The following is a 19042-nucleotide window of genomic DNA, read 5'->3' on the forward strand; positions in this document are numbered from 1 at the left end:
GACTGGCTAACATTGAACGATTATTTTAGTGTTAGTCTTTTTAGTGTGTCCAGCGCAAGGTGGGATCTGAAGGAAGTCAGTGGCAAAGCCTTGGTCTGAGGTACACGAATTACATTATGATGGTGATGGCAATGTACGAAGCTTAGTTACATATCTTCAAGTGGTGAAGTTTTACTATAATTACGCTTATGACCTAAAGGGCAACAGGCTTCAAAAAGCAAGTTCGAATCATAAGAATTTCTATAGTTATGATTCAATGAACCGCATTGTTGATTCAAGTTATGATGATAGGCATGAGAGTTTTACTTATGATAAAGTAGGAAGTAGATTAACTAAGACTACAAATGATATTACTGAAAAGTATATTTATAATGCAAAAAACCAATTAAAGGAATTACACAATAATCTTGGCATAAATTATTTTACTTATGATAAGCAAGGAAATACAATAAAAGAAGAGACTTCAACTGGAAATAATATCTTTGAGTATAATACTTTAAATCAACAAGTAAAGGCTATAACTAAAGAGGGAAATACTTTAGTAAGTAGATATGATACTGAAGGACTAAGAGCTGAGATTGAAGAGAATGAAAATTTAACTAAATTTATTTTCCATAAGGATAATGTTTTAGTTGAGACTGATAAAGATTATAATGTTGTTTCTAGGTTTACTAGAGGATATGAGGTTGTTGCTGCTGATATTGTAGATTCAGATGGAGATTTAAATTCAGAAGTAGGCTTTAAATTAAGTAGGCACTATTACACTGTTGATGAGCAAGGTAGCACGATATTTATTACTGATAAAAATCAGCAAATTAAAAACGAGTATTATTATGATGCTTTTGGTAGTATGCTTGAGTCAAAAGAAGAAGTTCATAATAGGATAACTTATACTGGACAGCAGTTTGATGGTGCTACTGGACAGTATTATTTGAGAGCTAGATTTTATAATCCAGTTATAGCTAGATTTACTCAGGAAGATACTTATAGAGGCGATAGATTAAACTTTGAGATTGATTTAGAAATTCATTATAAGAAAAAGGAGAATCATTAAAATTTAATCTAGATATAACTCAGAATTGAGCAAGAGCATATTGGTCTGCTCAATATGCTTGAACATGACCACTTGGTATCAAGATCAGTAGCATTTTTAGTAATTTAAAAAGTGTACCGAATTCAGAAAATTTTCACTGTAAATGAAACTTCATTTTTGTTAAACTATTAATGGAAATGAGGTTTTATAATTGAGAAAAAGTTACTCATAAAAAAGTCAGGAATTTTTAATCAGAAAATGATTAGAAGTCCTGGCTTTTGTGCGTTTATGTACAAGGGCAAGGAAAAAATGGAGCAATGGGAAAGGCTTATATGAGTCCTTAAAAAATAGATTTTTTAATATATTTTTGTATGAAATTTTAATTAGAAGAATACCTGCAATTCTGTAGAAATCAGCACCTTGAAAGAAAATAGTAATTTTAATAAATTATTCAAAATGTTTAACATAATTTGTATAGATTTCTAGTTTGTTAAAAATTGTTATAGATATATGTGAAATGTTTTGATGGAGTGCTAGTATATCAATATACTCTTAAAATATGGGAATTGAGAATAAAATTGGTTCCGAATTATAATGTATTTAGAAAAATAATATATTGGGAGGTGTTTCTTTATGAACAATGTTAATGAAAAGTTTGAAATAACTCATCTACAAAAGAGAATTTGGTATAATGAGGTATTGTTTCCTAATACGTCAATGAATAATATTGTATCCAAAATTAATATAGGTAGTAATTTAGATGTTAAATTATTAGAGAAAACAATAAATATAATTATCAAAAAAAATGATTCATTAAGATTAAAATTTTGTGAAGAGGAGGGGAAACTATATGAATATGTGGATGAATATAAATACATTAATATACCTTTCTTAGATTTTTCATTATACAATGATAAGGCTGAAAGAAAACTTGATGAATTTTGTATAAATGAAGGAAAGAAAACTTTATATAAACAAAATGAATTATTATTCAAGTTCTATCTTTATAAGACTAATAATGAAGGAATGGGAGTGTGTTTTTTTATACATAATCTTGTTTTTGATGGAATGTCTTGCAATCTATTAATTAAACAACTTTCTAATATATATCAGCAATTATGCAATAATAAAATTGCTGACTCTAATCTTGAAAATTCATATATAGATCTTATATATGATGAAAAAGAATATCTAAATTCAGAAGAGTTCAAAAAGAATAAGCAATTCTGGAATAAAAAATTCTCAAATTTAAATGTAAATTCTATATATATAAATCCCAAAAGTATTAAATCAAAAACAAAGTCATATTTGTTGAATAGTAAGATAAGTGATAAGCTTAAAAAATTTTTGAAGGAGTACAATATTTCCTTAAATAAATTTTTCATTTCTATTTCCAGTATATATATGAGCAGAATATTGAATGATAATGATATAACACTTGCTGTAGCCTGTTTTAATACGAGAAATGAACGTAATAGGAAAACTATAGGTATGCTTACAGGAATTATGCCTTTAAGAATAAATTTAGAAGATAATATTACATTTAATGAATTTTTAAATTATTTAAATTATGAGCTTAAAAGCTGCTATGATAATCAAAAATATCCGTATGATTTATTAGTACAGGACTTAGAATTAAAGAAAAAGGGAGTTGACTCTTTATTTAAATTTTGTGTGAATTATTATCAGATTGAAAGTTATTCCTTAAAAAATCCTTATGAGATTAGTATTGATAATAAAATTTTTCCTCAAGAATATACAAATACCCAATTGCATATTTTTATTAAAGAATTTAAAAAAAATGGAAATATTGAATTAGAAATTCAGTACAAAATAGAAGATTATACTGAACAGCAAATTATACAAATGTTTAATGGTATGGAGTCCATTGCAAAGCAGATTATTAAGAATTCTAATATAAAAATTGCAGAAATACAGATAATCTCTGAAGAAGAGAAAAATCTTATATTAAATGAATTTAATAATACAAAAAGAAAATATGCTGAGAATAAAACAATAAAAGAATTATTTGAAGAAATAGCTGGAAATTCACAAAATAAGATAGCGATTGTATCAAATGGACAGTATCTAACTTATGAAGAATTAAATGAAAGAGCTAATCAGCTTGGTAATTTACTGATAAAAAAGGGAGTAAACAAAGAAGATATTATCCCAATATTATGCGATAGAAGTATAGATACAATAATTGGTATGCTGGCTATTATAAAAAGTGGAGCTGCCTATTTGCCAATAGATGAAGAGTATCCAGAAGCAAGAATAGAGTATATGCTTAAAGATAGTAATAGCAAGATGCTTTTAGTAAAAAAACATCAGATAGAAAAAGTGAATTTAGAGAAAATAAATATACAATTAATAGATTTGAATAGCAAAGAAATATTTAGCGAAAGTAAAGAAAATATTCATAATATAAATTCAGTTAAAGATTTAGTATATGTAATTTATACATCCGGCTCAACTGGAAATCCTAAAGGTGTATGCTTAGAAAATAGAAATTTAGTAAAGCTCGTAAATAATCCTGATTATATTGAAATTAAGGACAATGATAAAATTCTTCAATCTGGATCTTTGTCTTTTGATGCATCTGTATTTCAAATTTGGATTGCACTGCTTAATGGAGCTGCATTACACTTAGAAGATAAAGCCTTAATAATTAATGATACAGCATTAGAAACTTACATTGCTCATAACAAAATAACAATAATGCTTATGCCTACTCCATTATTTAATCAATATAGTGAGAGCAATGTAGCAATATTTAAAGGATTAAAGTATTTAGTTGTAGGCGGAGATGTCATATCAAGTAAACAGATAAGCAAAATAACTCAAGTATATAAAAATTTAAAAATTCTTAATGCATATGGACCAACAGAAAATGCAGTAATTTCTACAGTATATGAAGTCAAGGATAATTGGGATGAAAACATGGCAGTACCTATAGGAATGCCAATATCAAATTCAACCGCTTATATAATGGATAAAAATATGAATCTTCTTCCAATAGGGGTTCCAGGAGAATTATGTGTAGGTGGAGATGGAATTGCAAGGGGATATTTAAATAGAGAAGAGCTTACAAAGGAAAAATTTATAGAAAATCCCTATGTAAAAGGAGAAAGAATATATAGAACTGGTGATCTTGCAAAATGGCTGCCAGATGGGAATATACAGTTTATAGGAAGAATAGATTATCAAGTAAAGATTAATGGCTTTAGAATAGAACTACAAGAAATTGAAGCACAATTATTAAAATATTCAAAAATAAAAGAAGCAGTTGTAGTGGATAAAAAGGATGAAGGTGGGAATAAGTATTTATGTGCATATGTTGTAAGTAAAGAAAAAGTTTGTTCAAAAGAAATAAAGGATTTTTTAAAAAAGGAAATTCCAAATTACATGATTCCTTCACACATAATGCAGCTTAAAAGTATGCCTGTTAATTCTAATGGAAAAGTTGAAAGAAGAGCACTGCCAATCCCTGATTTATCACAAAGTGATGTTGAATTTATAAAGCCTAGAAATGAAGTCGAACTAAAACTTAACAATATTTGGCGCCAAATATTTACTATGAAAGAGATATCCATAAAAGATAATTTCTTTGATATAGGAGGAAATTCATTAACGGCCGTAAATTTAGTTTCTAGAATTTATAAAGAATTCAAGAGGAGAATTGTTGTTACAGATGTATTTAATAAGCCTACAATAGAAGAATTAGCAGAATATTTAAATGTTATGTCAGTAGAGGAAACTTTTAATTTTAATGAAATTGAGAAAGTAGAGGAAAAAGAGTATTATGAAGCATCAGCAGTGCAAAAGAGAATATATGCAATAAATCAAACAAATTTAAATAGCACAAACTATAATATACCTATTGCATATTTAATAAAAGGTGATTTTGATAATGGACGCTTAGACAAAGCAATTTATGAATTAATAAATAGGCATGAATCGTTAAGGACAAGTTTTCATGTGTTCGATGAAAATATATATCAAAAAGTTCATAAAAAAGTGGACTTTAAAGTTGAGCATATAAAAATAAATAGTAATTTCAATGATGATAAAATTAAAATCGAAAATTTTATAAAGCCATTTGATTTGGGTAAAGCACCACTTATCCATGTTAACCTTATTAAATTTAATGATGTAGCGATATTACTCATAGATATACATCACATAGTTTCAGATGGAGTTTCAATGAGTATAATAACAAAAGAATTATCTTCATTATATAATGGAGAAAATCTCTGCATGCCTAAAGTTCAATATAAAGATTTTTCAAATTGGCAAAATAATTTATATAAAAATGGGTTATTAGATGTTCAGGAAAAATATTGGCTTAATATGTTTAAAGGAGAGATTCCTAAATTAAATATGCCTTTAGATTATAAGAAGATATCAAATGAAAGTTCTAAAGGAGACCTGTTAACCTTTGAAATAGATGGAGCATTAACTTTAAAAATAAACAAAGTTATAGCTAGTTTTGGGGTAACAAAGTTCATGTTTTATATGGCAGCATACAATGTACTTTTATATAAGTATACTGGCCAAGATGATTTAATAATAGGAACTCCAGCAGCAGGAAGAACTTCCGAAGAGTTAAAAGATACAGTAGGAATGTTTGTTAATACATTACCATTAAGAAATAAAATAAATAAGAATAGTAGTTTTAGGGATTTCTTAAAGGAAGTTAAGGAAAATTCCTTAAAAGCATTTGAAAATCAAAACTATGATCTTAAGAATATAATTGAAAAATTAAATATAAAAAAAGTATCGCTCTTTGATGTAGTTTTATCTTTTCAAAATATAAATATTGAGAATTTAAGGTTAGAGGATACAGAAATATCAGAATATAAGTTGAAAAGTAACGTGGCAAAGTTTCCTATTTCTATGATACTAAAAGAGAATAAGGACAAAATATCAGGTGAATTAGAATATAAAACAGAATTATATAAAAAAGAAACAATAGAAAGTTTTATACGAAATTATATTAATATCATTGAAAGAGTTCTCGAAGATTTAGATAAGCCTATTGATAATTTTGATATGTTATCTAATGGGGAGAAAAATTTAATATTAAATACATTTAACAGTACAAAAAGAGCTTATGCTGATAATAAAACAATAAAGGAGCTATTTGAAGAACAAGTAGAAAATTCACAAGGTAAAATTGCACTTGTATCAAATGGACAATATTTGACTTATAAAGAATTAAATGAAAGAGCAAATCAGCTTGGTAATATATTACTGAAAAAAGGAGTAAATAAAGAAGACATTATCCCAATATTATGTGATAGAAGTATAGATACAATAATTGGCATGCTCGCTATAATAAAAAGTGGAGCTGCATATCTGCCAATAGATGAAGATTATCCTGAGGCAAGAATAAGATATATGCTTGGGGACAGTAGAAGCAAGATAATATTAATTAAAAAACATCAATTAGATAAAGTTAACTTAGAAAAAATAAATATACAATTAATAGATTTAAATAGTAAAGAAATATTTAAAGAAAGTAAAGAAAATCTTCTGAGCGTAAATTCAGTTACAGATTTGGTATATGTGATTTATACATCAGGTTCAACTGGAAATCCTAAAGGAGTATGCTTAGAAAATAGAAATTTAGTAAAACTCGTAAATAATCCTGATTATATTAAAATTAAGGATAATGATAAAATTCTTCAATCTGGATCCTTGTCTTTTGATGCATCTGTATTTCAAATTTGGATTGCACTGCTTAATGGAGCTGCATTACACTTAGAAGATAAAGCCTTAATAATTAATGATACAGCATTAGAAACTTACATTGATCATAACAAAATAACAATAATGCTTATGCCTACTCCATTATTTAATGAATACAGTGAAAGCAATGTAGCAATATTTAAAGGATTAAAGTATTTAGTTGTAGGAGGAGATGTCATATCAAGTAAACAGGTAAGCAAAATAACTCAAATATATAAAAATTTAAAAATTCTAAATGCATATGGACCAACAGAAAATGCAGTGATTTCTACAGTATATGAAGTTAAGGATAATTGGGATGAAAATATGACAGTACCTATAGGAATGCCGATATCTAATTCAACTGCTTATATAATGGATAAAAATAAGAATCTTCTTCCAGTAGGGGTTCCTGGAGAACTATGTGTAGGTGGAGATGGAATTGCGAGAGGGTATTTAAATAGAGAAGAGCTTACAAAAGAAAAATTTATAGAAAATCCATACGTTAGGGGCGAAAAAATATATAAAACTGGTGATCTTGCAAAATGGATGCCAGATGGAAATATACAATTTATGGGCAGAATTGATTATCAGGTAAAAATTAATGGCTTTAGAATAGAGATGCAGGAAATTGAAGAAGAATTATTAAAATATTCAAAAGTAAAAGAAGCAATAGTAGTGGACAAGAAGGATGACAGTGGAAATAAATATTTATGTGCATATGTTGTAAGCAAAGAAAAAGTTTCTCAAAAGGAAATAAAGGAGTTCTTGAAAAAAGAATTTCCAAGTTATATGATTCCTTCTCATATAATGCAGCTTGAAAGTATGCCTGTTAATTCCAATGGAAAAGTTGACAGAAAAGCACTTCCAAGTCCTAATGTATCTGATTTAAATTATGAATATATAGCGCCTAAAAATAATATTGAAGAAAAAATTTCTAAGGTATGGAGTAAAATATTGGGGATAAAAAATATAAGTACTGATTTGAATTTTTTTGAAATAGGAGGCAATTCATTAAAGGCAATTTCAGTAGTTTCAAGACTAACAAAGGAATTTAGTATCTCTATAAATGATATATTTAAATATCCGACCATACAAGAATTGGCATTTAACATCAATCTTAAAAAGGAAGTATCTAAATTAAAAGTTAGAATAGCTAAGGAAGAAGTAAGTGCTACAGTGTTTAGGGAAGAAAATAAAACTCCTAAAGCTATAAAATCAGCTTATGGTCTATATATGAATGATACTCAAAAATATATAAATAAGAAAGTGAATGATGAGATTAATTACAAGAATATTTTGCTTACAGGTAGTACTGGATATGTTGGTATAAATATTTTAAAAGAGCTTTTAATAAACACAAATAGTAAAGTATATTTGTTATTAAGAGGAAAAGATATTAGAGAAGCTGAAGATAGAGTAATTAAAAAAGCTGATTTCTATTTTGGAAAAAGATTTTATTTTGAGTATAAAAATAGAATAAATATTTTAATAGGAAATATATCAGAGGATTATTTAGGTATGGATACTAATTCCTACAAAAAATTATCTTTAATAATAGATTGCATAATTAATTCTGCAGCTAATGTAAAACACTATGGTAAATATGAAGACTTCTATAATATAAATGTTTTAGGTACAAAGCATTTATTAGATTTTGCTGAAAAGGGCGTAAGGAAGGACTTTAATCAAATATCTACCATAAGTGTTGGAAGTGGAAAGGTTCCTAATAAAGAATTTGTTATGTTTTCAGAATTAGATATTGATATTGGTCAAGAGTGTGATAATGTATATGTACGCTCAAAATTAGAAGCTGAAAAGTTAGTTGAAGAAGCTGGTAAGAAATCATTAAATACTAAGATATTTAGACTTGGAAATGTAACGTTTAATTATGAAACAGGACTATTTCAAGAAAATATAACAGAAAATGCATTTTATAAGAATATCAAAGCATTTATTAAACTTAAATGTGTACCAGAAATAAAAGAAAATATTTTTGATTTTTCCTATGTAGATCAATTAGCTAAAGCAATTATTCTTATTTTTAACAAGACTAATTACAGGAATAGAGTATTCCATATAGAAAATCCTAAAAAATTAAATGCAATGGATTTAATGCAAGCATTAAGAAGAAAATATAAAGACATAGAACTTAAAAATATGGATGATTTTCTATCTTATATTTCAGTAAAGAGCGAAGATGAAAAATTAAGGGAATATGTTGATGATGTTATGGTTCATTTAGGTTTACTTGAAAATAATAATACAACAACTTTTGTAACTGTTAGTGATAGAACAAATGCTATTTTAAAAGAATTTGGTTTTGAATGGAGTAAACTAGATGAAAGTGCTCTAAAAAGAATGCTCGATTATTGTGAGAAAGTTAATTTCTTATAATTATTTAGCTTAGAATAAGGCTGTTGAAATGTACTTTTCCTACTCATAATATTATACTTTTGTATAATAGCTATATTTTGGAAGAAATGTATAATGTACGGGGGGCGTAATTATTAAGAATAAGGAGAACGTATATGTTTAAGCGAATATTAACATTGATAGTTGTTTTAATAACAGCTATGCTGAATACAGGAATTGCACATGCTGAGGCTTCTGTAGATTTATCAAAAGTAAATTGGATTGAAGGCCCAAAGACTGTTGATGTTGGAACTGATTTAGCAAAATTAGATTTACCTAGTGAATATATGTTTGCTAATGGTAAAGATACTAAGGAAATAATGAAGAAAATGGACAATACTGTTAGTGGTGCTGAGCAAGGAATAGTATTTCCAAAGGATGATAATGAAAATTGGTATGTTTTATTTGAATTTGATGATATAGGATATGTAGAAGATAAGGATGCCAACAAAATAGATGCAGACAAAATATTATCACAGATAAAAGAAGGAACAGAGAAAGATAATAAGGAAAGAAGAAAAAGCGGAAAACCAGTACTTGATATAATTGGCTGGGATGAGAAACCACATTATGATGCAAATACTCATAACTTAACTTGGTCAGTATTGTGTAACAGTGAAGGAACTCAAATAGTTAATTATAATGTAAGAATACTAGGGCGTGGTGGAGTAACAGAAGTTACATTAGTTGCAGATAAAGATGAAATGGATAAAGTTAAACCTAATTTAGAAACTATAATTAGTAAGTACTCTTATAAAGAAGGTAAAAAGTACACAGATTATATAAAAGGGGATAAGGTTGCTGAAGTAGGTGGACTGGCTGCTTTAATTGCTGGTGGTACTGGAGTAGCTAAGATAGGTATATTTGCAAAAATATTACTTATGTTAAAAAAGGCATGGATGTTAATAATAGTTGGTATAGGCGCATTTTTTAAAGGAATAATGAGTATTTTTAAGAGAAAGCGTAAAACAACTAATGAGATTAATAATAATTCAGAAGATACAACATATGGGGAAAACACTACAGTTGATGCTATAAACGAGAATACTTCAACAGTTTCTGATTCATTAAGGGATGATAATTAGAAAATAAGTTATAAAATTAATGTATAAATTTTCAAAAAGGATAATTAAAGAATAACGCAATTTGCAAGTATTTATTTTGATTTTTAAATTTAAAAATAGTAAAACTCCAGTAGAGCTTAATAATCTACTGGAGTTTTGTTTTTACATTATTTTATACTCATATCAGTAATATTTTCAACATAATTATTTACATTTGAAGGAATCCATATATCTGCTATTTTAGTAAAGCTAAATGTATTTTCATTGTTTGAAGAGCCTAATTGTGCATTATTAATTTCATCTGTAATAAGTGAAATACAAGAATCTAGAGCTTGTTGTTTACTAGTAATTTTACCCGATGATATTTGATTCTTAATATTATTTTCAGTTTTAGTAGCTATTGAATTTAAATTTATTGAGGTTGATGATACTTTAACTTTTGCTAAATTATCTGTTTTAGATGCTACCTCAAAATTAGCTGAAGTTTTCTTTATTGAGCTTAGTAATGCATTTATTATTCCTTGAATTTGCTCATCTGACAATGAAATACCAGCTTTATTAAACTCATTTTTCAAATATTTAAAATACTCTTTATTCTTATTTTTAATTAATCTTTCGCCAAATGCTTTGCTGTATCCAATTTTTTCTATTGAACTGCTGTCTTGATTAATTACTAAGTTCCAAAAAAGCTTAGCACTTTCTTCTGGAGAAATACTTTCTTCATCAATATTTAAATCAGTATTTTCTTCATCTGTTGCTAATCGAATTAATTTATATCCAAAATTAGCAGAATCATCTGGTACCCAATATTTATTGACTTTTTTAAACTTGAACGTATTAGAAGATTTGTCAGAACTTATTTCTGCATTTTTTAATCCTTCTGCAAGTTTGTTTAAATAAATTTCATTAAATTTATTGTTTTCTTCATCAGTGCTTGAAAATTCCATAGTATCAGTTTCGTTTAAAGCATCTGTTGCAGCTTGTTCATCAATTTTTTTTACATCAAAGTTAGTTGTTGAAATTTCAACTTGAGCTTCATCACCTGATTTAGAAATTTGTTTTGTCTCATATGTAATTTTTGAAAGTGCTTCTTTATATCCATCACATACGGAATTTAATTGATCATCTGAAGCTAGATATCCCATAAAAATCAGATTTTGTTTCAGACGATCCTTTATTTTGCTTTGATAGTCCTTTATTAAATTATCTTTATCAGAATCCGATAGTCCTATTTGTTGAATATTTTGAGCATCAGATTTAAAGATTAAGGAACAGTAAATTTCTGCTGAGTTTTTAGCTGCATTACTATCAAAACATCCACTAAATAGAAAACTAAATAATAATGCTACTAATGTTAAAAAACTAAGTATTCTTTTTTTCTTCATTATTTTCACCCCTATGATTTAGGCAAATTCAAATAAATAACAAGTCCATTTGCCAGCTTATTTTCCATCAGAGGAAGCTCGACTCGCATTCGCTCACTGAGTAAGCGATTCGTTAAATTGACCTAATAGGCCCGCTATGAGGGCAATTCACCTCCTTGCCTGATGAAAAATATCCATGGCAAATTGGACCTGTTATTTATTTTCACGTGCCTTATGTCATCAATAATTGACATAATATATTATATCATCCAATTAAATGCAACAAAAGATAATTTTTACTCACATAATTACAGCCTAAAAAATATATATAAATAAAAAATATTTAATATTAAGATTATAAAGAAATAATGTTTTAGTAAAATTCAGCTATTTTAGGAACAATCAAAAAAATAACAAGTTCATCTAGAAGTATATTTTTCATGACAGAGTTGACTTGTTATATTAGTTCATGTGCCTTAATCAATGATTGATAAGGAATAGCTTGAATTAGGAGGCTTTTGATTAATTTTAAGCTATTCTATCCATTAGTTATCAATATGGATTAATTTGACATATGAAGTTCGAAATGTTATATTAAAATAAATTGTACTATTTGAAAGGAAGATAACTATGTAATGTGTATATTCTAATAGACTAAATCTAATTTTATTAGATAGGTGTTTATATCAAAATAATTTGGTATAAAATTAAGAGCTTTAATAATGTATTTATAAATGAAAGTTTTTTTATAGATTGAAGAAAACTTATTTTTTATGTGCTCTTATTTTTAAATTTAGAATATATTTTTCAATAACATAGTAAGGATAGTTAGGAAATAGTTTATTATATATATCTATTTTTAAAAAATGTCTATCTTTCTAAAAAAGCAATATCTTTTTTAGTTTATTTGTGTTGTGAAAATTTATATTTGCAGCACTTTTTATTTTGTCAAAATATTTGATTTCAATGAGTGCTGGTTTTTATTAAATAACGTAGAAATATAGAATCACAAAAATATTTATTTTCTTTTAGATATATGAGTGTTTTTGAAACGAGTATAAATAAATTAAGAAAGAAGAGAGTGTATGGACGGAATATTTAAATATCCAAGAACTAATCATATTGAAGGATCAAGACTTCAAGCTGGTGATGAAGATTTAAAAAGTGTTAAATTTGAATTTATTAAAGATAAATATATAGTTATAGAGGAAAAAGTTGATGGAGCAAATGCTGGAATAAGCTTTGATGAGAATGGAAAGTTACTTTTGCAAAGTAGAGGTCATTTTCTAAATGGAGGTTATGGAGAAAAGCAGTTTTCTTTATTTAAATTGTGGGCGAACACTAATAAATATGAATTAGAGAGGATATTAGGCGATAGATATGTAATGTATGGAGAATGGTTATATGCAAAACATACTGTTTTCTATGATGAACTTACTCATTATTTTATGGAATTTGACATTTATGATAAGGTGGAAAATAAATTTCTAAGTACTAAAAAAAGAAGAGAAATTCTTAATGGGCATGATTTTATTACTTCAGTTTTAGTGCTTTATGAAGGAAAATTAAATAAGTTAAAAGAGTTAACATCATTTTTAGGTAAATCTAATTTTAAGTCTGAAAATTGTAAAGAAGTTTTAAGAAAGCAATGTGATGAATTAAAATTATCTTATGACATAGCTGTAAAGCAAACTGATATTTCAGATTTAATGGAAGGATTATATATTAAGGTTGAAAATAAAGATGAAGTTATAGACAGATTTAAATATGTAAGAAGTTCATTTTTAAATACTATCTTAGATTCCGAAACTCATTGGGTTAACAGACCTATTATTCCCAATAAACTCAAATCTGGTGTGGAGTTATTTTCATCAGGAGAAGAGGTATAAATTATGAAGATTAATTTATTTGAAAACATACTTAATAAACAGTTTGATTTTAATAAGATAGTAGAGGAATTTCAAGTTATAAATACTCTTAAGCAGATACCTCAAAATCCTAAATATCACGGAGAAGGAAATGTATATATTCATACTAAATATGTATGTAATGAACTTTTGAATTTAAAAGAATGGAGTGAACTGTCTAATGAGCAAAAGGTAATTTTATATTTAGGAGCTTTGTTTCATGATATAGGCAAAATAATCTGTACTAAAATTGAAGATGGGGAAATAAAATCTTCAAAGCATGCAGTTAAAGGTGCAAAGTTATTTAGAGAATTAGTTTATAAAGAATATGTACAAAAATATATAATTGATTTTAAAACTAGAGAGCAGATTGCAGCACTAATAAGATATCATGGTTTGCCACTGGCTGGAAAAGATACTTATATAAAAGAAAATTTGAATTATATGAATGTAGTTTCACTAGATGATATTAGAGAAGAGTTTAATGTATCACCAATGGATAATTCGAGTAAAATTGTTATGATTGCAAAGGATAGAGCAAAAGAGTATTTAAGACTTAAACAGCCATTTATATGGAATGCAACGAATATCATAAGTGATACTAGAAAGAAATTATGTAATTTATTTTCATCTTATGGAGCAAGAGTAAAGTTTATTTATATTGAAGCTCCATATAATGAATTGATTTCTAGAAATAAAATTAGAGATAGAAGCATTCCCTTAAAAGTATTAAATAACATGATTCATAAATTTGATATGATTGAGAATTTTGAAGGTTATAAAATTGAATATTGTATCATGGAAAATGAAAAATGATAAGAACTTAATTGGTAAAAGATGAAAGAGGTATAGAAATGAAATATACAGTAGAACTCATTCAAAAAGAATTTAATAAAGGAAAGAGCTTAAAATATATGTTCTTTTGGGGACATCAGCCTTCAAAAGATGGCAGTATTACAAAGAGTTGTTTTAGTCAATGGTGGATTTGCAACTTTGAAGTAGATGGAGAGCATTATAACAGTGCAGAACAATATATGATGGCTGAAAAAGCAAAGTTATTTGATGACGATGAAATAAGAAAACAAATTTTAGAATGTAAACATCCGAAGCAGGTAAAATCATTAGGAAGAATGGTAAAAGGTTTTAAAGAAGATGTGTGGGCTAAAAATTGTTTTCAGATTGTTAAAAGAGGAAATATAGCTAAGTTTTCTCAGAATAAAGAACTACTTGAATTCTTAATTAATACAAAGCAACGTGTATTAGTGGAAGCAAGTCCAATAGATAAGATTTGGGGAATTGGTTTAGTAAAAGATACAGATAATATAGAGAATCCATTCATTTGGAAAGGAAAAAATTTATTAGGTTTTGCATTAATGGAAGTTAGAGATGAATTGCTTGGATAAAAGAAAATAATAATTGGTAAAGATCATAAGAATATGACATACTTTATATACTTGCAATGTTGTATGGAACTGATATAATAAGTGCTGGAAAGACAATTGAATTTAAAGTGACTTTCACATATATAGATTAAAAAACATTTCTGATTTGGGTAAGTTACTAAATAAGCCTAAGTTATAGGTTGCTTATTTAAAGTAATTCCTAAGTAATAGAAATAAAATTTTAAATTAGAGATACTAAGGAGGATATGAATGAATAGAAATATTGAAACTTTTATAGGTTGTGATAATGAATATGATGAAGCAAAGATGGTTATATTTGGAGCACCTTTTGATTCAACAACTTCGTTTAGACCAGGTACAAGATTTGCAAGTAAGGCAATGAGAAGTGAATCTTTTGGAATTGAAACATATAGTATATATCAAAATAAAGATTTAGAAGATATGTCTATTTTTGATGGAGGAGATTTAGAACTTCCATTTGGAAATCCACAGAAGGCATTAGATCAAATTGAAGAATTTGCAAGTGAAATAATTAATGATGATAAGGTTCCTTGTATGATAGGTGGAGAGCATTTAGTAACACTAGGCTCAGTTAGAGCTGTAGCTAAAAAATATCCTGATTTACATATAATTCATTTTGATGCTCATGCTGATTTAAGAGATAGTTATTTAGGAGAGACATTATCACATGCTTCAGTTATGCATAGAGTATGGGATATTGTTGGAGATAATAAAATATTTCAATTTGGGATAAGATCGGGAGACAGAGAAGAAATTTACTGGGGAAAAGATCATGTTTATACTAGTAAATTTAATTTTACAGGACTTGAAGAAGTTATTGAAAAATTAAAAGGAAAACCAGTTTATTTTACAATAGATTTAGATGTACTAGATCCATCAGTATTTCCAGGCACAGGAACTCCAGAAGCAGGCGGAGTAACATTTATGCAATTATTAGGTGCAATTTTAAAAGTTTCAAAATTAAATATTGTTGGTATGGATGTAAATGAATTATCACCAATATACGATCAAAGTGGAAGCTCAACAGCATTAGCTTGCAAAGTTTTAAGAGAACTTTTACTTAGCACTTATAAAGCATAAATAAATTCAAATATTATACATAAACAACTTTGGATTTATAAATATGTGGTAGCCAACCGAAAGAAATGGTGCGCTGTTGTTTTAGTTACTAGAAAAAAGGAACATACTTTTGTGGAGTGTTTCATTAGGAAGTTTTATGTTTGTGATTCTTAAAGCATAAGTTGTTCCAAATGTGCTTGTTCAAACTTGTTTTGAAGTAAGTATTTATATAATATTAAACAAACATAATATTATTATAGATATAACATTCATTGAATTTAATTATATATATCAGAAAGAAAGGAAACTCTTTTGCGGAGTGTTGCATTGAGAATGTAGATGTAGCATTTGTTCATTAGAAGTTGTTCTGTTTTTGCTTGTCCTTCAGTTTACCTGAGGGAACATGCAGAAATAGAACAACTTCTAATGTTAGAAATGCACAGCTACATTCTCTAGCAACCGAGCAAAAGAGTTTCCTTTCTTTCGGTTGGTTATCTAATAACCATAAAATTATGTTAAATGCGTCTAACAGTATCACGTTCTACTAGAGAGTTATTTAGTAATATTCGTTTGCTATATTTATTGTCAGATTCAATTTTTTCTAATAATAGAGTCGCTGCATTCGTTCCAAGAAGGAACATGTTTTGATCTATAGTAGTCAATTTTGGCTCTACAAATTTGCTTAGATCAATATTATCATAGCCTATTATCGATAAGTCCTTTGGAACATCTAAGTTTAATTTTTTGCAAGCATTAAGTGCACCTACAGCCATAAGGTCATTACAAGCAAAAATAGCAGTTGATGATTTAGTTTGTAAAATATCAATCAATATATTAGCGGTATTTTCAACAGTTTCATTACTATTTCCTTCACCTATATTTATAATATTTTCAGGATTATAAATATTTAAATCTGTCATTATTTCTATATATACTTTCTCTTTTACATCATATGAATAACTATCTTTTCCTCTTATAAATAAAATATCAGTATGATTATTTTCTAAAAGATAATTTAAAGATAAGGCAGCTCCCATGGATTCATCATTGGAAACAGAAGAAATATTAGGAGTTATTGAATATCCATTTACAAATACCAATGGCATTTGCTTTGAAACATGATTATAAAATTTAGATTTAACATTATTTGTGTTAGGATCAATAACTATTATTCCAGAAACATTTCTAGCTAGTAGATTATTTACACATAACTTTTCTTCATCTTTATCATTATTAGTACAAGCAAGAAGTAAAGAGAAAGAGTTAAGTTTTAAACTATTTTCAATACCATTTACTACTTCAGGGAAAAACATATTAGTAAGACTAGGTACGACAACACCTATAGTAGTTGATTTTTGCTTAATAAGTTCACGTGCTTGAATATTAGGTATATATTGGAGTTCATCTATTACTTCTAATACTCGTTTTTTAGTCTCAGCTTTTACAGGATAATTTCCGTTCATTACCCTTGAAACTGTTGCAACAGACACATTTGCTTTTTTAGCTACTTCTACTATAGTTGTTTTCATAATTATTAATCCACCTTACAATACATTTATAAATTTATCAAAAGCATTAAGGCCTTCTGTATTTCTCTTAAATACTCCTGCGTGAAGTAATACTTCTAAGAATTTAAGGCCTACTTCATCTCTAAGAATAGTATTAACATTTTCTTTAGAGATATTTTGATATTTTTCGATAAGGTAATTATACCATTGAGTGTGTTTACTTACAATTTCATTGTCTGAAATATCTGTAGCTTTATTAATTAAATATGTTTTTAAAATATTTAATTCTTCTTTTAACCTTGCAGGAAGTACAGCAAGTCCCATAACTTCTATAAGTCCTATATTTTCTTTTTTAATATGATGAACTTCACTATGAGGATGGAATATTCCAAGTGGATGTTCAGTACTTGTTCTGTTATTTCTAAATACTAGATCAAGTTCATATTTATTGTTTCGTTTTCTTGCAATAGGTGTTATTGTATTATGAGGTTCATCATTGCTATGGCTAAGTATATCAACTGATGGATCAGAATAATTTCTCCAAGTATTTAATATATGTTCAGCTAAGTCTAGCAGTTCAATCTTATCATTACTTGAAAGTCTTATAACAGACATAGGCCATTTAACTCTACCAGCTTCAACATTTTCGTAACCTTTTATAAGGTAAGTCTTTTCTATAGGAGCATTTTCCATAGCAAAAGTATAATGGCCACCTTGATAGTGATCATGAGAAAGTATTGAACCACCAACTATAGGTAAATCTGCATTAGATCCAGCAAAGTAATGAGGTAATACATCTATGAAACTTAATAAGTTTTCAAATGTTTGTCTATTTATTTTCATAGGAATATGTTCTGAATTTAATATTATGCAATGTTCATTATAATAGGTATAAGGAGAATATTGTAGAAAATATTTTTGACCACTTAAATCAAGAGGAATGATTCTATGAGTTTGTCTAGCAGGATGATTTAAATGACCGTAAAATCCTTCATTTTCCTTACATAATAAACATTTTGGATAAGAACTAGATTTCATTAATTTAGCTTTTGCTATATCTCTTGGATCTTTTTCAGGTTTTGATAAGTTTATAGTTATATCTAAATCTCCATATTCAGTAGAAGATTTCCATACTATATTTTTATTAGTTCTATCTTTTCTAATATAATTTGAAGCTATACTTAAATTAAAATAATATTCAGTTGCTTTGATTGGAGAGATTTCATATAAAGATTTAAATTTATTTATAACTTCTGAAGGTCTAGGCATTAGACAATTCATAATTTTAGTATCAAATAAATCTCTTTCAGTAGTGGTGTTTTCTATAATATTATTATCACACGCATAATCCAATATATTTTCTAAAATTGGAGTTGGAGTTTCTAAAGTTTCATCAATTTCAATATTTTCGAATTCATTTAAATTTAGTACTCCAAGTATCATATTTGTAGTATAAATTTTATCTTCTTCACATATAAGATTTTTTTGAAGAGCAAAGTTTATAAGTCTGTTTATCTCATAATTTATCATAGTAA

Annotated in this window: 10 protein-coding genes; 7 read left to right on the forward strand and 3 right to left on the reverse strand. The window is 27.2% G+C overall.

From position 1 onward, the window contains the following. The first annotated feature begins 79 nt into the window (after positions 1 to 79). The 3 genes from CLSA_RS04105 (at position 80) to CLSA_RS04115 (ending at position 10266) form a co-directional block, all read left to right on the forward strand. The gene (locus CLSA_RS04105) at positions 80 to 1054 is read left to right on the forward strand and encodes an RHS repeat domain-containing protein (RefSeq protein WP_022744142.1); all 975 of its coding nucleotides are present in this window, start codon (positions 80 to 82) and stop codon (positions 1052 to 1054) included. Positions 1055 to 1666: 612 nt separating this feature from the next. After that, positions 1667 to 9163 carry a non-ribosomal peptide synthetase gene (locus tag CLSA_RS04110; RefSeq protein WP_022744143.1) on the forward strand — a complete coding sequence of 2499 codons (7497 nt, stop codon included), beginning with the start codon at positions 1667 to 1669 and terminating at the stop codon, positions 9161 to 9163. Between the two features lie 134 nt (positions 9164 to 9297). After that, on the forward strand, positions 9298 to 10266 hold the full coding sequence (locus CLSA_RS04115; protein ID WP_022744144.1) for a DUF2167 domain-containing protein: 969 nt from the start codon (positions 9298 to 9300) through the stop codon (positions 10264 to 10266). A gap of 146 nt (positions 10267 to 10412) precedes the next feature. Here the strand turns inward: CLSA_RS04115 and CLSA_RS04120 are convergent, their stop codons facing one another. Continuing rightward, on the reverse strand, positions 10413 to 11630 hold the full coding sequence (locus tag CLSA_RS04120) for a DUF5105 domain-containing protein (protein ID WP_022744145.1): 1218 nt from the start codon (positions 11628 to 11630) through the stop codon (positions 10413 to 10415). A gap of 1064 nt (positions 11631 to 12694) precedes the next feature. Between CLSA_RS04120 and CLSA_RS04125 the strand changes: the two genes are divergently transcribed. The 4 genes from CLSA_RS04125 to speB all read left to right on the forward strand — a co-directional run bounded on the left by CLSA_RS04125 (position 12695) and on the right by speB (position 16020). Then, positions 12695 to 13498: an RNA ligase family protein gene (locus CLSA_RS04125; RefSeq protein WP_022744146.1), complete on the forward strand. Its 804-nt coding sequence runs from the start codon at positions 12695 to 12697 to the stop codon at positions 13496 to 13498. Positions 13499 to 13501: 3 nt separating this feature from the next. Then, complete coding sequence (locus CLSA_RS04130; RefSeq protein ID WP_022744147.1) at positions 13502 to 14332, forward strand: AAA family ATPase; 831 nt, start codon at positions 13502 to 13504, stop codon at positions 14330 to 14332. A 38-nt stretch (positions 14333 to 14370) separates the two neighbouring features. Then, positions 14371 to 14919, forward strand: coding sequence for an NADAR family protein (locus CLSA_RS04135; protein WP_022744148.1), 549 nt, complete (start codon positions 14371 to 14373; stop codon positions 14917 to 14919). Positions 14920 to 15168: 249 nt separating this feature from the next. Further along, on the forward strand, positions 15169 to 16020 hold the full coding sequence (gene speB / locus CLSA_RS04140; protein ID WP_022744149.1) for an agmatinase: 852 nt from the start codon (positions 15169 to 15171) through the stop codon (positions 16018 to 16020). 494 nt (positions 16021 to 16514) lie between these two features. Here speB and CLSA_RS04145 read toward each other — a convergent pair whose 3' ends face one another. Together CLSA_RS04145 and galT are read right to left on the reverse strand one after the other, a co-directional pair. Next, a complete protein-coding gene (locus CLSA_RS04145) occupies positions 16515 to 17528 on the reverse strand; it encodes a LacI family DNA-binding transcriptional regulator (protein ID WP_022744150.1) in 1014 nt (337 codons plus the stop codon). Between the two features lie 15 nt (positions 17529 to 17543). Then, positions 17544 to 19037 carry a UDP-glucose--hexose-1-phosphate uridylyltransferase gene (galT, locus tag CLSA_RS04150; protein ID WP_022744151.1) on the reverse strand — a complete coding sequence of 498 codons (1494 nt, stop codon included), beginning with the start codon at positions 19035 to 19037 and terminating at the stop codon, positions 17544 to 17546. Positions 19038 to 19042: the final 5 nt, after the last annotated feature.

Origin of the sequence: Clostridium saccharobutylicum DSM 13864 (assembly GCF_000473995.1) — a bacterium.
Lineage (GTDB): Bacteria > Bacillota > Clostridia > Clostridiales > Clostridiaceae > Clostridium > Clostridium saccharobutylicum.